The 17,580-nt window shown below is 47.7% G+C and carries 12 protein-coding genes and 1 other RNA gene; 4 read left to right on the forward strand and 9 right to left on the reverse strand.

All coding sequences use genetic code 11. The features are described from left to right. Positions 1 to 27: 27 nt before the first annotated feature. Positions 28 to 606 (reverse strand): TIGR00296 family protein, encoded by a 579-nt coding sequence (locus tag WC598_RS03565; RefSeq protein ID WP_372960100.1) that lies wholly within the window; start codon positions 604 to 606, stop codon positions 28 to 30. A 116-nt stretch (positions 607 to 722) separates the two neighbouring features. Between WC598_RS03565 and rnpB the strand changes: the two genes are divergently transcribed. Continuing rightward, an RNA gene (gene rnpB / locus WC598_RS03570) (RNase P RNA component) lies at positions 723 to 1,061 on the forward strand. Positions 1,062 to 1,304: 243 nt separating this feature from the next. Continuing rightward, positions 1,305 to 3,137, forward strand: a complete 1,833-nt coding sequence (locus tag WC598_RS03575) for a PEGA domain-containing protein (protein ID WP_372960101.1) — start codon at positions 1,305 to 1,307, stop codon at positions 3,135 to 3,137. A gap of 398 nt (positions 3,138 to 3,535) precedes the next feature. Here WC598_RS03575 and WC598_RS03580 read toward each other — a convergent pair whose 3' ends face one another. Next, entirely contained in the window at positions 3,536 to 4,255 is a 720-nt protein-coding gene (locus tag WC598_RS03580; protein ID WP_372960102.1) for a zinc ribbon domain-containing protein, read from the reverse strand. 60 nt (positions 4,256 to 4,315) lie between these two features. Further along, on the reverse strand, positions 4,316 to 4,744 hold the full coding sequence (locus tag WC598_RS03585; protein WP_372960103.1) for an HIT family protein: 429 nt from the start codon (positions 4,742 to 4,744) through the stop codon (positions 4,316 to 4,318). Between the two features lie 407 nt (positions 4,745 to 5,151). Here WC598_RS03585 and WC598_RS03590 point away from each other — a divergent pair, with 407 nt between their 5' ends. After that, positions 5,152 to 8,091: an AIR synthase-related protein gene (locus WC598_RS03590; RefSeq protein WP_372960104.1), complete on the forward strand. Its 2,940-nt coding sequence runs from the start codon at positions 5,152 to 5,154 to the stop codon at positions 8,089 to 8,091. Further along, complete coding sequence (locus tag WC598_RS03595) at positions 8,091 to 8,957, forward strand: phosphoribosylformylglycinamidine synthase subunit PurQ (RefSeq protein WP_372960105.1); 867 nt, start codon at positions 8,091 to 8,093, stop codon at positions 8,955 to 8,957. The genes WC598_RS03590 and WC598_RS03595 overlap by 1 nt, the downstream gene beginning before the upstream one ends. A gap of 842 nt (positions 8,958 to 9,799) precedes the next feature. Here WC598_RS03595 and WC598_RS03600 read toward each other — a convergent pair. The 6 genes from WC598_RS03600 to WC598_RS03625 all read right to left on the reverse strand — a co-directional run bounded on the left by WC598_RS03600 (position 9,800) and on the right by WC598_RS03625 (position 17,026). Continuing rightward, on the reverse strand, positions 9,800 to 10,828 hold the full coding sequence (locus WC598_RS03600) for a radical SAM/SPASM domain-containing protein (RefSeq protein ID WP_372960106.1): 1,029 nt from the start codon (positions 10,826 to 10,828) through the stop codon (positions 9,800 to 9,802). Beyond that, on the reverse strand, positions 10,828 to 11,196 hold the full coding sequence (locus tag WC598_RS03605; RefSeq protein ID WP_372960107.1) for a hypothetical protein: 369 nt from the start codon (positions 11,194 to 11,196) through the stop codon (positions 10,828 to 10,830). Before WC598_RS03605 ends, WC598_RS03600 begins: the two co-directional genes overlap by 1 nt. After that, positions 11,180 to 11,638, reverse strand: coding sequence for a hypothetical protein (locus tag WC598_RS03610; RefSeq protein ID WP_372960108.1), 459 nt, complete (start codon positions 11,636 to 11,638; stop codon positions 11,180 to 11,182). Before WC598_RS03610 ends, WC598_RS03605 begins: the two co-directional genes overlap by 17 nt. Next, positions 11,631 to 14,759, reverse strand: coding sequence for an NACHT domain-containing NTPase (locus WC598_RS03615; protein ID WP_372960109.1), 3,129 nt, complete (start codon positions 14,757 to 14,759; stop codon positions 11,631 to 11,633). Before WC598_RS03615 ends, WC598_RS03610 begins: the two co-directional genes overlap by 8 nt. A 716-nt stretch (positions 14,760 to 15,475) precedes the next feature. Next, positions 15,476 to 15,835: a hypothetical protein gene (locus WC598_RS03620; RefSeq protein ID WP_372960110.1), complete on the reverse strand. Its 360-nt coding sequence runs from the start codon at positions 15,833 to 15,835 to the stop codon at positions 15,476 to 15,478. A 528-nt stretch (positions 15,836 to 16,363) separates the two neighbouring features. Continuing rightward, positions 16,364 to 17,026 (reverse strand): protease inhibitor I42 family protein, encoded by a 663-nt coding sequence (locus WC598_RS03625; RefSeq protein WP_372960111.1) that lies wholly within the window; start codon positions 17,024 to 17,026, stop codon positions 16,364 to 16,366. Between the last annotated feature and the right edge of the window lie 554 nt (positions 17,027 to 17,580).

Genomic DNA, 17,580 nt, shown 5'->3' on the forward strand with positions numbered 1-17,580 from the left:
TGTCCGTTTATATCAGCTGCTGAAAGGTTAAACGGTTCCCCTTGCGGTCTTCTCGGAAAAGATCTGTCCTTCAAACGTGAGGAATTCAACGTCAGAAGATGTCCAGCACCGGCCAGGAAGTCCCGCTTTCCGGCACGTATGATCAAGGAAGGTTTCTGCATCCCACCCGTACTCGGTAGCAACCTGCGGAAGGAGAAGACCGCTCGTCCCCATACCTCTTACAATGAGCCCGTGTTTCCCGATCTCAACCTGCCGGACCCGCTCATCGGGTTTCCCGGCAAGGGGAACCGGGACCGTAAGGATGGTAACTTCAACGGAAATTGTTCCCAGTTCGTCTTTTTTTATCGGGGGAAACCGGGGATCTTCGAGTGCTGCAGCTTTTGCTGCATGTTCGAGAGCTTCGCCAAGCGGCATGACCGGGTACGGAAGGCCGATACATCCGCGAAGCTCGCCATCTTTGCTGATAGTTACAAAAACGCCGCGCTTTTGCCGGAAGACCGCGGTTGTGGGCAGCTCAGGTTTTGGTTTTTTTGCAGTGGCATACTCAATGGTTCCGCGGGCAATGCGGAGCGCCAGGTCTCCTTCTTCTACGGTGAGCAGTTGCATATCTCCATCCCCATTGTGACTGACTATTGTGCAGCAGGAATAACAATCTATCGAACAAAACCAGGGTGATTGTTCCGGGCGCTGGGCTTATCTGATTCGCCATCCATTAGGTACAGGAGAGGGAGAGAGCGGCCGACGGCAACTTAAGTGTTGCTGAGGAAAGTCCCCCCACCCACCGGGCACGCAGCCGTACACAAGTACGGGTGGCGAGAGTCACGGCTATGGCACAGAAACGACACGGCCTGTTATCAGTCATGATGCGGTTGAGCCGGCAACGGCAAGAAGCATGGTCTCCATGCAAGTAACCCGCTGAGCGTTAACGAACAGGATACGATGAAACGGCGAATCCCTGCGGGTGCAAGCCAGAACAGGACATACGGAGCGCTCGGTATCCGTCCGGGTTTGGCGCAGAGCTGAATGCCGCTAGAACAGAAGGAGGCTTACTCCTCCCACTCATTATTCATCATGAATCTTTCCTGAACGGTTTTTCCCAGTCAATTGTTTCTCTACATATTCTGGTATTCTTAAAAAACCCGGGTTTACATTACGGGTTCAGACCTGCCGGGTTCATGTGCGGTTCAACAGATCAATTCCCGGCATTTTTTTCTGTGTGAACCCGGCCGGCCCGGGCCGGTTTCTTCAAATCAAAAATTTCAGATAGCAGGAATGGGAATATTGACTCAATATAGGTAAATATCATGAAAATCACTGTATTGTTTTTTGGGGTCCTCTTATTCCTTCTTCTTGCATCCATGCCGGTCATGGCAGCAGCTGAAGAAAATAGTGCATCGCCCCTCAGCACAGCACCGGCCATTCTTTCCGGTGTTACCCATGAGACAACGGCTACGGTACTCCCGACAAAAGAGCCCATCCGCGAAGTGACAACGGAACTTACGCTGGTGCCGACAAAAGAACCTACCAAAGAACCAACGATAGTTCCAACAAAAGAACCGACAAAAGAGCCCACACTCGTACCGACAAAAGAGCCTTCACTTGGGCCGATTGAACCACAGATCGGCTGGATTACTATCATCTCCACGCCATCGGGTGCAGCGGTCACGGTTGACGGAGCTTCCCAGGGAACAACTCCGGTTTCAGCGGTTGAACTGGCAGCGGGAAAAGACCACACGGTGAAAGTGACGCTTTCCGGCTACGAGCCATACGAGACAACGATCCGGCTCAGCCCGCTCGAACACAGTTCCGTGGATGCCACGCTCAAACTTATTCCAATGCCCGAGCCCTCAAAGACACCAACACCGGTAATTACCACACAGGTCCCCATAGGCAGCGGAAAAGGCTGGATACAGGTGAACTGCAACGTGGATGGGGCAACGGTCTCGTTCGACCAGCTCTCCTCCGGCTGCACGATTGCCAGTGGTTCGTGCAGTACGGAAGTCGGGACAACATCGACCCCGTTCAAAACCTTCACGGTACAGAAGCCCGGATATGATATTTACACCGGCCAGGTAACGTCCTGGCCGACAAACGGGCAGACCGTCACGTTCTATGCAACCTTAAACCCGTCCACGTCCGTTGGTGCAATCGCAGTGAACACCAACCCCAGTGGCGCGGTTGTCACTCTTGACGGGACAACCCAGCTCTATTCCCCGGCAACATTCAACTCAGTAACGGCCGGGACCACCCACACGATCCAGGTTATTACCAGCAACTACCAGCCGTACGTGAGCACGGTCTGGGTTGCGAGCGGAACAACGGCAACGGTCAATGCGCAGCTTATACCGATCAGCCCATCCTCGTCCACCGGCTCGGTTTCGGTAAGCACCTCCCCGGAGGGAGCCGACATCTACGTTGACGGACAGTACATGTCTTTCACCCCGTCCGTAATTCCCGGGCTCACCCCGGGCACTCATACAATCCGGCTCCAGAAGGCAGGGTATGATGAATTCATCACAACCGTCCGGGTTGTTGCCGGACAGCGGACCCCGCTCTCGGTCACGCTCGGCAGTCTTCCCCCGACCGTGGGTTCCATGGAAGTTGCATCCGCACCGTCCGGTGCATCCGTTTTCCTTGACGGTACCTATGTAGGGCCGACCCAGCCGAACAATTACCTGGACCTGACGAGTCTTATCCAGGGTGCCCACACGATAACCATACGCCTTGCGGATTACCAGGACTATACCCAAACGGTCTTTGTCACCGGCGGTAAAATCGTGACCATCAACGCGCAGCTGACCCCGGTATCCCCCGGGCCGGTTGCAGATACCACCGGCCAGATCCAGATCGTTTCCACTCCGCCGGGTGCAAATATATTCCTTGATAATGTATTCCGGGGAATCACACCCGCAACGCTGAATGACATCCCGCAGGGATCCCATGTCCTTTCCCTGAAACAGAGCGGGTATAATGATGCCGTGCAGACAGTTTCAGTAACCGGTGGCCAGACAACCCCGGTCAGCATCAGTCTTGGGGAAGCACTCCCAACCCCGACCCAGAAATCACCGGCAAGTATCCTCCTGGTATTCGGAGCTCTTACGGGTGCCGTTTTTGTCTGTGCAGCCCGGAGAAAATAATTTTTTTATCCGTTATCCTCCTGCAAATTCTCAAAGGAGTGAAGAATCAACCCTGGAGAATCTGACGGGATAGGGAACGAAAAGATATTTCCCTAAAAACCATTCCTTCTGAAAGTTCCGCGCCCCAAACAATCCTGTGATACCGTGAGCCAATTTCAAATTTTTTTTTAGACCCATTCCTATCCTGAAATCTGCATTACATTGCCATGAACCGTCAGGTAACAACCCGGGTATCTGCTTTAGAGAAATGCTCCGGTAAAAAAAATTTCCGGAATCCTCCGGCACTCTGCCCGCATGACTAAGAAAGGCAGATTGGAGATCGGGTTGGGCTCGTGAACTGTGCGGATCCTGAAAAAACAGATTTGTATGCAGGTTGTGAAATCTGCAAAACGGGAAAATTATTTTTTAAAGAGCCCGAGCATCCCCTTTTTCTGGGGAGGTTTGCGCCCTTTTCCGGACGGCTCGGGAATACCGGGATCATCATACTCCGGTGGCGGCGAATTCTTGTATTTGAGTTCTTCAGCAATCAGGGGCAGGTGGGCGTATTTTTTTGAGGAGCCCGCAACCGTAATCTGCTGGTCTGAATGCCGGGCGGGTTTTGCCAGCTCATCGGCAACCAGAGGAAGATGGGCATACTTCTTCTGTGACGAATGAGCGGGCATGACCGGGAGATCGTCCGGGAGGTTGCCCGGGTGACCATCATCCGTGAAGGGATCCCATTCCGGTACGGGTTCCTGTTTTGGCAGTTTTGGAGCGGGGGGTTTCCGGGGCGATACCACCACGGAAATGGTACTCTCTTTTACGTGCGCGGCTTTTTTCCTGACAGGGATAACGACGGGTTCGGTATCCGGTGAAAATGGTGTGCCGCACCGGGTGCAGAACTGCGATTCGTTTTCAACGGCAGGATTGCCGCACCCGGGGCAGACCAGTTCCTTTGGTATCCGTGAACCGCAGCGGTTGCAGAACTCTGCAAGCTCATCGGAAACTACCTTGCCGCAGGAAGGGCAGACCGGAAAACCTGGCTCCGGCTCATCGATAATTCCCGAACCGCAACGGTTGCAGAAAACAGCTTCATCGTCAGGAGCGGGTATGCCGCATTTCCCACATTTCCGGGTCATGTACTCCACTATACGTTAAAACAGGATTTTGTATAAATACTCTGGTCCAAGCCGGCTGAGTCAATCCTGGTGCAGAGCGGGAGGAGAAACGGGGGGCCTGCACCGGGGATCCCGGTAATATTTGCCGGCAACAACCCGCCGGACACCCCCCCGGGGATTGTCGGTATCTCCGAAATACCGGGGGATAAGGTGGCAGTGACAGTGCATCACGGTCTGCCCGGCAGCTTCCCCGATATTATAGCCGAGATTGTAACCATCCGGATCAAAATTATCTTCCAGAATCTTCCGGCAATCATCGACCAGCCCGGTCATGGCATGTTTCTCTTCCGCAGTTAAGGAAAAATAATCCAGAGTGTGGCGGAACGGGATTATGAGCAGGTGGCCTTTGGTGACCGGGAACATATCCCACAGCGCATAACAGAGCGCGTTTCTGGCAATGATCTCATCCGTATGTGGTGAACAGAACGGGCAACTCTGTGTGCGCTCCATAGATGGGGAACCTCTTTACCTGATTGTCCGGTTTACTCTTTGATTGTTACGGAATGATTCCCGAAAAGAGATCTGTAAAAAACCTCTTATACAGCATCCTCAATGGCATATCCTTTTCCGGATGCCCCATAATTATGCGAACGCGGGCGGTGACAATGTGCCATACGGGGACCTGTGGAATCCCCGCAAATGCAATTCCTGCGATTTTTTGGAGAATCGCACACAGGACTGACCGGAAAAAATGCCATCCGTCCCGGTAAATCCGTGATATGTCTCGGAAACAGGGGGAAATATACAGGAAAACAGCGGGGGATTTTCGCCTTTAGGAATTATACCGGCACGCATCTCTTTCCTGTCCTTTACCATATCTATTTTGTACTTCGCGATCAACTGATCTGCAGGTAATTATGGCTTATGTCCACCGGATTGAAGTCCGCTACAAGACCGATCCCCGGCTGAAAGTCCGGACAGACCGTATCCGCTCGCTTGGTTTTTTGATTGAGGAACTGCACCTTGTCGAAGTGTATACAATCTCCACGATCTCCCGGGATTTCTCAGTGGAAGAACTTGAGGAGACCGGCGCCCAGCTCATCAACCCGGTTGTGCAGGAGTTCACGGTCGATTCCCCGACCGATGCGATCTTTGATCAGGCAATCGAGATAGGTTTTCTCCCGGGTGTCACCGATAATGTTGGTACAACGGCACGGCAGACTATTGAGGATTACTTTGCATTCCGGTTCTCACCCGGTGAAGCCGTATACAGTTCCCAGCTCTTCTTTGTCCGCGGGAACCTTCCGGAAGCATCGGTCCGCGACCTTGCCTCAGCACTTGCAAACCCGCTCGTCAACCGGATCCAGGTAAAGACCCGGAAGGAATACGGAACAAAAGGTATGGACCGGATTGTTCCGTACGTTGAACTCCACGAGCGGTCAGCAGCGGATCCGGTTGATCTGGACATCCCCGATCCCGATCTTATCCGGTTAGGCAAGGAAGGCATAGCCGACCCACGGACCGGGCTCCGCCGCGGTCCCCTGGCCCTCGACCTTGCGCAGCTCCAGGCAATCCGGGATTATTTCCACGGGCTTAAACGGAAGCCGACCGATCTCGAACTCGAAGCCCTGGCCCAGACCTGGAGCGAGCACTGCAAGCATACGATCTTCGCCTCTGCCATGGATGACGATGTTCCAAAGGGCCTGTATAAAACCTATATCCAGGGCGCAACGAACAAGATCCGCGAAGAGAAAGGAGAGAAAGATATCTGCGTCTCGGTCTTTTCCGATAATTCCGGCGCGATCGTATTCGATGATACCTGGCTTGTCACCCATAAGGTCGAGACCCACAACTCGCCATCAGCCCTGGATCCCTTTGGCGGTGCGCTTACCGGCATTGTCGGGGTCAACCGGGATACGATCGGTTTTGGCCTTGGCGCAAAACCGTGCATCAATGTGTACGGCTACTGCGTTGGCGATCTGGATGAAGAGACCGGCCTGTACCGTGGCAGGGATAAGACCAACCCGATCCTTCCTCCGCGGAGGATCCTTGATGGCGTTGTGCACGGTGTTGGCGTTGGCGGGAACTGCTCGGGGATCGCCACCCCCCAGGGATGGTGCTGGTTTGACCGCAGGTATTGCGGAAAACCGCTCGTCTTTGCCGGAACCGTTGGTCTCATCCCCCGCGAACATGCCGGAAGGAGCCTCTCGGAAAAGAAGGCCGAGCCGGGCGACCTTATCGTTGTTGTCGGCGGCCGGGTGGGAAAAGACGGCATTCACGGGGCAACGTTCTCCTCAGAAGCCCTTGACCCGGCAAGCCCGGTCACCGCAGTCCAGATCGGCGATCCAATCACCCAGAAAAAATTTTCCGATGTCATTGTCAAGGAAGCGCGGGACCTTGGCCTGTACCGGAGCATAACGGACAACGGCGCCGGAGGAATCTCCTGTTCCGTTGCCGAGATGGCAAAAGAGTGTGGCGGCTGCACGGTCACGCTCGATAATGTCCCCCTGAAATATCCCGGCATGGCCCCGTGGGAGATCTGGATCTCCGAGTCGCAGGAGCGTATGACGCTCGCGATTCCCCAAGAAAACCTGGATGCATTCATGGAACTGATGCAGCGGAGGGATGTCGAGGCAACGGTTATCGGCACATTTACCGATTCGGGCCGGTGCATTGTTGATTACGACAACAAGACCGTCATGGACATCAGCCTGGATTTCCTGCATGACGGCCTGCCCAAAAAACTCTTAAAGACCACGTATACAAAAAAGACATTTGCGGAACCCACTTCGCCCTGTCCCGGGCGGCTCGATACAACCCTGCTCGCCATGCTGAAGCGGAAGAACCTCTGCTCCCACGAGTTCATCTCCATCCAGTACGATCATACGGTGCAGGGCGGCCATGTCCTCGGGCCGGTGCAGGGAACCGGGCGGGTGCAGTCGGTTGCGTCCTTAACAAAAGTTCTGCCTGGTTCCAAACGGGGTGTCGGACTCTCACAGGGACTCTTTCCCTCGTACGCGGAGATCGATCCCTATCTCATGGCCGGGGCCGGGATCGATACCGCCATCCGCGGCCTTATCGCCACCGGTATCCCGCTGGATGCGATCGCAATTCTCGATAACTTCTGCTGGTGTTCATCCGATGAGCCCGAACGTCTCGGTCAGCTGAAGCTGGCGGCACAAGGGTGTTACGACTTCTCAACTGCCTTTGGCACCCCATTCATCTCCGGTAAGGACAGCATGTTCAATGACTTCTCCGGCTATGACGCAGAGAACAACAAGGTCAAGATTTCCATTCCCCCGACCCTCCTCATCTCATCGATTGGCATCCACCCGGATGTGACGAAAGCCGTTTCCCTGGATGCCAAAGTTGCCGGGGACCTTGTCTATGTTGTTGGCGAGACCAGCGAAGAGCTGGGCGGATCGGAATACTTTGCCCACCTGGGCAGCACAGGAAATTTCGTGCCGGTGCTGGATGCAGCCCGGGCAAAAGCCTGTTACCAGAAGATGACCGATGCCATCTCCCATGAGCTCGTTGTCTCGGCGTACCCGGTCTCCCATGGCGGGCTTGCAATAGCTCTTGCCCGGGTTGCGATTGCCGGCCGGCTGGGAATGGATATCACGCTCCCCAAAGGAGTGCGCCCCGACTTCTTCCTCTTCTCGGAGTCGCTTGGCCGGTTCGTGGTAACCATTGCCCCGGATCACAAGCGGGCATTCGAACAGGCACTGGGACAAGAAGCAATCCTCATCGGGAGGGTAACGAGCGGATCCTTCCGGATAACCGGAGACAATCTCCTGCTCGACCTGCCGGTAAAAGATCTGGAATCGGCGTACAAAGCCCCGTTCGGAGGATACTGATGACACCCGCCCTGCACCGGAAAACCCTGCCGGGAACTCCCGGGAAAAAGAGTACGGCTATTGAACACATTTCCGATAAAGCCCTTATCCTGAGCGGCTTTGGGATCAACTCCGAGATGGAGACGGCCGAAGCGCTCTCCCGGGCCGGCATGAACTCCGACATTGTTCACATCAACGACCTGATTGACGGCAGGAACGCTATGGAAGATTACCGGCTGCTGGTCTTCCCGGGAGGATTCTCCTACGGGGACGACACCGGTGCCGGCAACGCGTATGCCAACCGGGTCCGGAACAATCTCATGAAGGACGTCGAGCAGTTCCTGGATGGCGACAATCTTGTTCTTGGGATCTGCAACGGGTTCCAGATCCTCGCGAATCTCGGGCTTGTCCCGGCATTCAACAAAGAGTACAAGCGGGAGATCGCTCTCATGCCCAACCGGAAAGGCGTGCTGGAGTGCCGGTTCGTGACGTTAAAACCGGCAGCAGAGAATCTCTGGACAAAAGGAATCGAGCGGATTTACTGCCCGGTTGCCCATGGCGAGGGAAACTTTTCCTGCTCGAAGGAGACCCTAACGAAATTGAAACGCCAGGGAATGATCGCGTTCACGTACTGCCGGGACGACCTGAGCCCGGCCGATGGCGAGTACCCGTTCAATCCCAACGGGTCGGTTGGCGACATTGCCGGCATCACCTCAGCCGATGGCAAGGTGCTGGGCTTAATGCCGCATCCCGAGCGGGCCATGGAGTTCGTGAATCTCTATGACTGGCCGCTCAGGAAGGAACAGATGAGACGACAGGGAATTTCCATTCCCCATGAATCGTGTAATATGCAGCTCTTCCGGAATATCGTGGATTATTTCCGGTAGACCAGAATTTTTTTTCCGGACACTATTTTCGGACACTATGATGGGGGCTTGAGCCCTCATGCCCGGCCGGAGAAAACCCCGCTCCGGTCCCTACCCGGAACTGCAATCTGTATCGGGCCCTCCGTTGCCGCTGTAATATGGCTACATATGACCTCTCATTTACAGACGTAAAAATCCTGAAAAATCATCCTTACTCTCCCTCTTTTTCGCGTAATATGACCTCCCGGTCCGGAAATAGGGGAAATCGGAGCCCGATACGGGACCGGATTCGCCTATCCCCAAATCCAGGATTCTCTCAGACTGTGTGGGGCATGTGGGGATATTTGGCTTTTTCAAAAGATCTGTGCACTCAAAGAGTTGTCCTGGAATTGTTTCTTTTATGATCCGGACTCGCGATAGTTCTGGCCGACCTCTCTCTTGATAGAATTCCGGGCGGGAAGATCAAGGTGTGGATATTATAACCGCATGGTCCCGCCGTGCCTAGGAGAGGCCCTGAGGCGGGGTGGAGTCGCGAATCGGATTATGAGATCAACTGTAAGGATGCGGATGAGATCCGGAAAAAGATATTGAGCATACCATACACCGAATGGATGCGATGCAGATTTTCAACGGGCACGTTGCATCATTTAAACCAGCAGGCGGATGGTGATAAGCCGTTTTACCTTCAAAACAAGTGATGACACGGTTTGATCAGTGGGATCAGGGTGCTGATCAGGTCGGATGATACACTGATCAGCGCTGATTCTGTTGCTGATCCGCATAAGGATGATATTGATCCGCGTGGATCACCGATTAATTGGATGGATTGATCAATTCAGAACTATTAGAGTGAGATTCACATACTAGCATAAATTTATTGAATTCCAATTGGGACAACCACCTAAGCAGATTTCTTTTTTTTGACAATTTTTGCATTTTTCATTCAAGCACCGGTCTCGTATTTTTTTAAATTCGGCACTCTCTCTCCAAACATCAATTAATTGGTGTTTTTTTAAATTATACCCTCGATTTCGATGAACCATGAAAGAACAAGGATAGGCATTCAAATCTTCAGATATGAACATTGAGAACCGTCCTGCATCACATCCATCAAAGAAAAGAGGGGGAGTATCTGTGAATGTGGCTAAACCAGAAACACAGCAACTATCAAAACCTATTTTGAAAGGATGGTTTTTCTGAATTTCATTAAAAAAAGGAATTAACTGATCACTTTCCTTCAAAATACCTACACTTTTTTCAAGTCGTCCAAGTGGCTTATAATTAAGAAAAATAATTGCATTCACTTTTGATAAAAACGCCGGAGGATCTTTTAACCAGCTTATCGCGGTTAAAATACTATCTTTGTCTAAAACAAAATGGATATTCGTCTTTATTTCAATGGATGTAAGTTTTTGAATTGCGTTTGTGAGATCGTCATATGGGGGATAAGCACTAATTGCAACAGCCCCACAATATTTCTTTGAGGATTCAAGTGCTTCTTGAGTTAATCCTCTACCGTTTGACGTATAGGATGGGACAATCCCATATTCCTGTCGTGTTACCTCTAAAATTTCACAAAAATTGGGATGTTGATTTGGATTCCCACCCCCAAGTGCAATTTGATTTACTGGCAGTTTTTTGATTTGATCTAAAAGATATCGGTAATCCTGAATTGACATATGTTTACCGGCAGTATTTGATTCACGATAACATCGCAGACATCCTTTGTCACACCATCGTGTGATTGAAATGTCTAATAATTCCGGCCCACATTCAGACCAATAAGGTGATAGGAAACCTGGATCCTCGATTCGTAAAAAGAAGCCAGTTTTAGGATTAAAAAGGGTGGAATAATGTTGTTTTGGAAATTGTTTATGGATGAGAATGGTCATCACCAAGCACAATTTACACAATTAATATACAATGTATCATTTTTCATTTCAAAGGAGTCCGTACAGAAATAGGCCTCCAATAAATCATCCTCGCTTGATAATCGACCACAATATACCGATTTTCCCTCTTCTAAACTATCTTTTATCAATAAGCGCAGATCGGGATTGCTAATATATTCTTTTGGATCATTTAATGGCTCCATTTTTTCTTCAAATAGTAAAAACAATTTTTCAAAGACCGGTGTCAAAGGAGAGTCCTTTTGTATACCCGCGAGAGCGAAAAAATGGGTCTTAGTAAATTTTCCTTTTGAAATTATGATAAAGGATGTTGAAGAACTGTTAGTAACAAAGTCACTTCTTAGTTTCATGATAACACTCCCGGATTTCATTTATAATTTTATTAAACGATTTCAGCATAATCTCATTTTCAATAAAGGCTCTAGCTGTTGACGAACATCCGGATGAAAATTTTCCATAAAAAAGCGATTCATTCTGATGTAATTGCGATATGATTTTCTCGGAAGTTTCCATCGGGACGCAATATTTCCAAAACAAAAAAATAGAGAGACTTTCGTATTCTTTTGAATAGTATTTCTTGTATTCCTCTATGACGTTTTGTGATGTACTCATTAACCCGTGATATAACCTCGATATCACAATCGAACCATATGAATTATCAGCGACCTTTGCAGCGGTGAAAAAATCACTGATAGAGCAGTCTGTTGGAAGACAAATTAAAAAACCATCTCTGGCATCACAAATTGTGTAATAATCATTCTTCTGTTTATTAATCACAATTTTTTCAACCATTTCCCGTTCTCCGCACAGATTTTTGAGACTGATAAATGGATATGAAATTGTCTAATGACATACAAAAACTAGGTATTGAGTTTATTGATGAGAGATTACGAATTTTTTTTGCAACATCATAAATACCTTCAACTAGGAAAATTTCCGAATTTGAAAGGGTAATTTTTCTCCAAACATTTTGTGCAACATATGAATCTGAATTCTCTAAATATTTTATTAATGTCGATGTTGCCAATTTTGGGTGTTTTTCAGCGATTGCAAAAAACAATTCAAAAGGTTCCATTTTGGGGTAAAAGCGTGATTGGATAGTTGGAACTGGGGATATACATATCAACAGTTCAATTAATGAAATATCTAACCGCAAATCGATTGTATCAATTGCATATCTATCAATTATTTTTTTAATGTCCTTGCAGGTATACTCCATCATATCAAAGTGTGATGAAAAAATAGGTTTGATTAAACGCTGATAGTCGCGTTCGGTAAGTTTTGCAGTTAAATCTAAAAAGATCCATATATTCAAATTTGGGAAGTCAATTTTGTTCCGTCTATTAAGAACAGCATAATAAATAATCTCGGCACAGTGACTATCCTTAAAGAAAAGCCGTTCAATTTCTTTAATATCGGTATGATCAATTGAAGATTCTTCTATAGAGAAAATATTTTTTAAAAAGATTTCATCGTATTTATCAAGGGTTTTTAGATAATCTAGACACTTTTGATTATTATCTCGACGCATTTTTAAGAAAGAATATTTTCCTAATCCTTCTGCAACAGGACACTCTGGCAATAGTGATTTGGAAAATAATCTTTTGAATTTTTTAAAATCTTCAATCGCTATTTTATTCAATAAATAATCAGCTAAAATAAAATCGCGGTATTCATCGAACGTAAAATTAAGAACTTCATTATCAGATATGACTGATTTCTTGTCAGTTAAATCTTTACGTAATATTACCCCTTCGGTGACTAAAATTGAAATAATCTCGTAAAACTCATCCGAAATTAAATCCAAAGAAACATTCGAATATATTCGTTTATTAAGCATATATTCTGCAATTTTACTAAGCAATTTTCGGTATTTTCTCTTGAATTCACTATTAGGATACTGTTTATCGAAGGTATCACTAATCCGGTCATTATATTTTATGAAGAGCTTCTCCAAATTTATATCATTCAATGGTGCAAGGGGCACCCACTTATCATTATCTTCTGTACCATAACTCTCACAAAATAGACGTAATATCAGAGGATTACTCACGAAAATTTCTTTCACATTTTCATTGGTTTGGCATTCAATCTTATAATGTTGGAAATATGCATCGATCATAAAATCCTTATGAATGGGTGCATTTTTTTCCGTAAGATTATCGATGAGTATAACCTTGTCGAAAAAAAATTCAGACGTCAGATTAGAGAAACGCTTATCAAAATACTCCGATCTGCATGTCAGAATGAATTTTATATAATATTTAGAAGTGAAGTCGGTTATGACTTGCTCAAGTTGTTTTGCAAATTGAACGAGATCTGAATGTTCATTAATTCCATCAATAATTATTAGCAGCGGCTTCTTCTCTTTCGAACAGATCTTTTCAAGATCCGCCAATAAACGAGATATTTTCTCATCATATTCTTCATTAAATTGGTTTATTAAAAATTTTTTTAATGAGGTCGTTTTAGCTTCGCTCGATATATCGTAACCAGTGATGTAAAATGTTGTTTGTTCGCGACTTCGTATCGTTGTATCTGCAAAATTACATACGAAATTTGTTTTTCCAGAGGCGGCTTTTCCTTTGATTATTATTACTTGGGCCGTTAGAAGAGCAATATTATGTTCAATAGTTTGAATATCCCAGAGAATTCGATGATGCCCACCCCAAAGTAAGTGTTGAATTTCATTAAAGAGAGGTGTATTGGCTGAATTAAGATGTGGTTGAATTAAATCCTTTTTTTCAGGATCTATAGTCGTAAGATATGAAATAAGTCCAGAAACATATTTTTTGAGTAATTCAGATGCACAAACGGTATCTTGAAGAGTTTCGGGAAATTGAAATTCTTCTGGTATTGAAATTTCAATCTGAGGAAATCCTATTTTTTTCGCGCTTTCATTATAGTGATACGTATCGATTTTCTGTAAATCTTCAATAATCTTTTGGATAAATAGTACCGGATCAGAAAAGTATCGAAGTTCTTCTTTTGATTGAGGTACTTCTACAAATACACCTGGAATGTATTTTTTTGATTTTTTCTCGCGTGAGATTTGTTGTTCAAGTTGAATGGCTAAATTTTTTTGAAGAACATATGTTGTTTGTTGACGGAGGTTTGAAGAGTAAATGTCGTGAGGAAGCTGTTTTTCCAAAGAATAAGTATCAAATTCACCTCCTGATATTGCATATTCCGTTGCTATATCGTAAAGACGTGATTGAAGAATTATTGCCTTTTCTTCAGAAGAAACCACTGTTACGCTATTCAATTTATTCAATAATTCATTGTAACTATGACTGGATGGTTGGCCAAAATCAAAGGGTAAAAGTGCAAAATGACGTAAGAAATCCCATGTTATTTGATCATTCACATTTTTTTTCGATATGTCGGATAGCAATTCTTGAAAAATCGTGAAATACTTGAATTTTTCCTTAAATTTTTTTAATTGGTGTAGATATGATTCAACACTAATCTCTTTTTGAGCCCACGAGATTGCATCATTAATATCCGTTCTTGTATTTTTTGCAAAACTCGATACATCAAATGCGATCCCAAAACGATCATTTTCTTTGTTGAAAATTTTGTTATCATTGAAGAGATCCCAGCATTGATGGAGTGCATCATAAAATTCGGGTATTTTTACATTAGGTTTGGGTTTATTATTGGTGAATCGAATTTTATGCTTAACTTGAATCGATAATGTTCCATTTTTAGTTTTAATAACAATATCATCCACAGGATTGTCGTGATTTCGTTGTTGTAACTTAATTGAATATATTGCTCCCCGATTCTCAAAACCTAATGGAAGTTCTCCCTTTAGCATAGCACTCATATAAAAAACCACAATCAAAATCTCAAACCGAGAGCCGCCGGGGCCCAGTGAGAATGGATGAACTGGTGTGATTGATTCTGGCATTTTATAAAAATCAATTTGGGTTTGCCAGACATTAATGATGCTGATTTGAAAGCGCGTCTCCAGACAAGATCTTTTCAAAACTGTGTGAGTTTACTAGAAGTGTTCAAAATTTACGATATACCGATTACCCAAAACGGAACTGTGGAGAATCAAAATAAAACCCGAGAAAAATTCGTCTCTTATCACCCCAACCCCCCATCCGAAAATCCCCCCTCCGGTCCCCACCCAGAACTGCAATCTGTATTGGACCCTCCGTTGCCGCTGTAATATGGCTACATATGACCTCTCATTTTCAGACGTAAAAACCCTGAAAAATCATCCTTACTCTCCCTCTTTTTCGCGTAATATGACCTCCCGGTCCGGAAAAAGAGGGAATCGGAGCCCGATACGGGCCCGGATTCTCCTATCCCCAAAACCGGGATACTCTCCGACGGAGATAGGGTATTCAGGGATATTCGGCTTCTTTAAAAGATCTGTGCGCCCAAAAAGTATCTCTTAGATCGTTTCTGCATCTTCCAGACTCGCGATAGTTCAGGCCGCCCCATCTCTTCATAGAATTCCCGGGCACGCGAATCCTCAACAGAAATAATTGCCGGATAAGAGTCCGGTTCAATTGTCCAATCCATGCGTGGCAAATCTGCCGGTCCGGAAATTTTTCCGCAGAACGGATCCCGGGAATAATATTGCAACCCCCAACCTCACTTTCGTTTCACCGATCATTCCGGAAGCGGCTTCCCGTCCCTCCCGATCTCGACAATCCCTTCACCAATAATCCGGAAGAACCGCCAGGTGCCGTGCTTGGACCGGAGCCAGAGCTCGCGGGAGACCGAGCCGTCGCTTGCGATTGACCGTAGCGGGAGGATTGCCGTGTGGAACTCGGTCTCGATATCCCGCAGCGATGCAAGGATCCGGGGAGCGAACCGGATCACAATGAACGCAACCGGTAACGTGTCGGTGATCGTAAAATCGTACCGGCTCTCGGGACCGTGCTCCGCCATCTGGACGCAGCCCCGGAGGGTTGCCATGGCCCGGGCTTCGGGAAGCGCCCGGTACGGCCGGGGGCCCCGGCTGCTCATTGTCTGCCTCCCGGTGCAATGAGTACGCGGGCGGAATAGTTCGTGCAGCCCGGACGGTTTCCGGGCCGGACCTGTTTGGGAATCCGGTTGCAATTGAGTGACATCATTAATATAATAATTGTTGATAAAACAACGGATATAAAATTATTGAACCTCGTGGTTACATCCATGAATCCAGAAGGAAACCGGAGGAAAATCGGTCCCGGATCCCACCCGGCCGGATTATAAAAAAACAGAGCGCGGCAAGGTCCATTAATTCCCCCAAATTTTTTTCTTTGATCGGGACATCGCTCCAATTTTTTTGCAAAGGGGATGAGACTCAGTACATAGTAACGGCTCCTGGTTCGTGATCGCGTAAACGATTCGATAAAGATCAACAATCTAAAAAATATCCGGGCCGGCAAATCACCGGTCCCGGGCAAAACCAGAAAATCTCCCACCGGGATTTACCGGAAAAATGCTCATCCGCGTTCCCGGTCAAAAAAATTAAAAAAAAAGATCCGGGAATTTTCCCGGGAAGTTCGAAGATTATACCTTGACAACCTTGACGTTCACACTGTATGCCGTCTCGTTGCCGGTCACCGGCTCCCAGGACCGCATGTAGGTTGCAGAGAATTTCTGGCTCCCCATCGCATTTGCCACAATAACCCAGGTTCGGGTGCCACCGGCGCCCGTCATACCTTGTGTAGCCGGGTTCTGGCTGAAGTCCGAGGACTGGATCGAAAGACCCGGTGAAACGGTTGCGTTCCACATGAACCCGGTGGTCGGGTTCTCTTTCAGCTGCACTGCAAAGCGTGTTCCCTGCGCGATATCTGAAGTTTTGCCATTGTCGGCTTCTGTGAATGTCACCATCTTCTTGCCTTCTGCTGCCGTGGTTGCAACCGCCGTCACACCGCTTTTGCAGCCCTCGCCCCGGAAGAGCGCCCACTCTTCGCAGGACGTGCCGTTGCCAAACGTGCACATGCCGTATTCTCCACCGGTTGCGTCTTTCTTGATATCAACACTGCCACCGGCCAAAACGCAGGCCGAAGATGCCGGGTTGGTCATGTTTGCAATCGGTGCTGCCGTAACTCCCGGTGTTGTTGCCGTCGGGGTTGTTGTCTGGGTGCATCCGCTCACCAGCAGGAGTGCGGCAAGTACGATGAGGAGCCCCACGAATCCTGGCAGGATTTTACCGGTACGAAGTGTCATGGTCATAGTTATCCCTATGGACCCTGTTCTGTTAATAAAATTCCTTTGACTGCGAAGAAAATTGCAGTCAATCGCCGGATTCAGTACGTTACTCATTTGAGAATGGATCAATGACCCTAAATTTTCCTGCACATGCCGAATCCGGATTATGGGCCATATTGGCCAATGAGGACCCGATCAGGTACCCGATGATACAAAGTCCGACCAAAAAAACACGCTTTCCAGAACACCGCTAAAGGGAAAAATGAATCCACCGCAATTTGACCGGTTTTGGATTCTCGCCACAAATTACGGGAATAATTTCCGTGGTGGACAAAATGGTGCCCGTTTGTGTTCACCACCGGACCCTGAGGAGAAAATAAGCCCATATCTATCCCGGATTGTGGCGCGGGAATGTATATCTGGTGGCAGGGCGGTTTTTCTCATAAGCTATGGATAATTAAAGAGATACTGGCATTCCGATCCGTATCTGCGCCGCAATTTGCTGTACTCTTCCTCCCGTAACCCACCGATACGGATATCCCATCCGGCAAAAACAATCCCGTCACGTTAAT

This window comes from Methanoregula sp., assembly GCF_041645475.1.
GTDB lineage: Archaea > Halobacteriota > Methanomicrobia > Methanomicrobiales > Methanospirillaceae > Methanoregula.

What these genes read in the sequence shown, in the direction of transcription:
- WC598_RS03565 (WP_372960100.1), bottom strand. Translation starts at nt 606, where the DNA reads ATGCAACTGCTCACCGTAGAAGAAGGAGACCTGGCGCTCCGCATTGCC.
- WC598_RS03580 (WP_372960102.1), bottom strand. Translation starts at nt 4,255, where the DNA reads ATGACCCGGAAATGTGGGAAATGCGGCATACCCGCTCCTGACGATGAA.
- WC598_RS03595 (WP_372960105.1), top strand. Translation starts at nt 8,091, where the DNA reads ATGACACCCGCCCTGCACCGGAAAACCCTGCCGGGAACTCCCGGGAAA.
- WC598_RS03600 (WP_372960106.1), bottom strand. Translation starts at nt 10,828, where the DNA reads ATGACCATTCTCATCCATAAACAATTTCCAAAACAACATTATTCCACC.
- WC598_RS03615 (WP_372960109.1), bottom strand. Translation starts at nt 14,759, where the DNA reads ATGCCAGAATCAATCACACCAGTTCATCCATTCTCACTGGGCCCCGGC.
- WC598_RS03605 (WP_372960107.1), bottom strand. Translation starts at nt 11,196, where the DNA reads ATGAAACTAAGAAGTGACTTTGTTACTAACAGTTCTTCAACATCCTTT.
- WC598_RS03610 (WP_372960108.1), bottom strand. Translation starts at nt 11,638, where the DNA reads ATGGTTGAAAAAATTGTGATTAATAAACAGAAGAATGATTATTACACA.
- WC598_RS03575 (WP_372960101.1), top strand. Translation starts at nt 1,305, where the DNA reads ATGAAAATCACTGTATTGTTTTTTGGGGTCCTCTTATTCCTTCTTCTT.
- WC598_RS03625 (WP_372960111.1), bottom strand. Translation starts at nt 17,026, where the DNA reads ATGACACTTCGTACCGGTAAAATCCTGCCAGGATTCGTGGGGCTCCTC.
- WC598_RS03620 (WP_372960110.1), bottom strand. Translation starts at nt 15,835, where the DNA reads ATGAGCAGCCGGGGCCCCCGGCCGTACCGGGCGCTTCCCGAAGCCCGG.
- WC598_RS03585 (WP_372960103.1), bottom strand. Translation starts at nt 4,744, where the DNA reads ATGGAGCGCACACAGAGTTGCCCGTTCTGTTCACCACATACGGATGAG.
- WC598_RS03590 (WP_372960104.1), top strand. Translation starts at nt 5,152, where the DNA reads ATGGCTTATGTCCACCGGATTGAAGTCCGCTACAAGACCGATCCCCGG.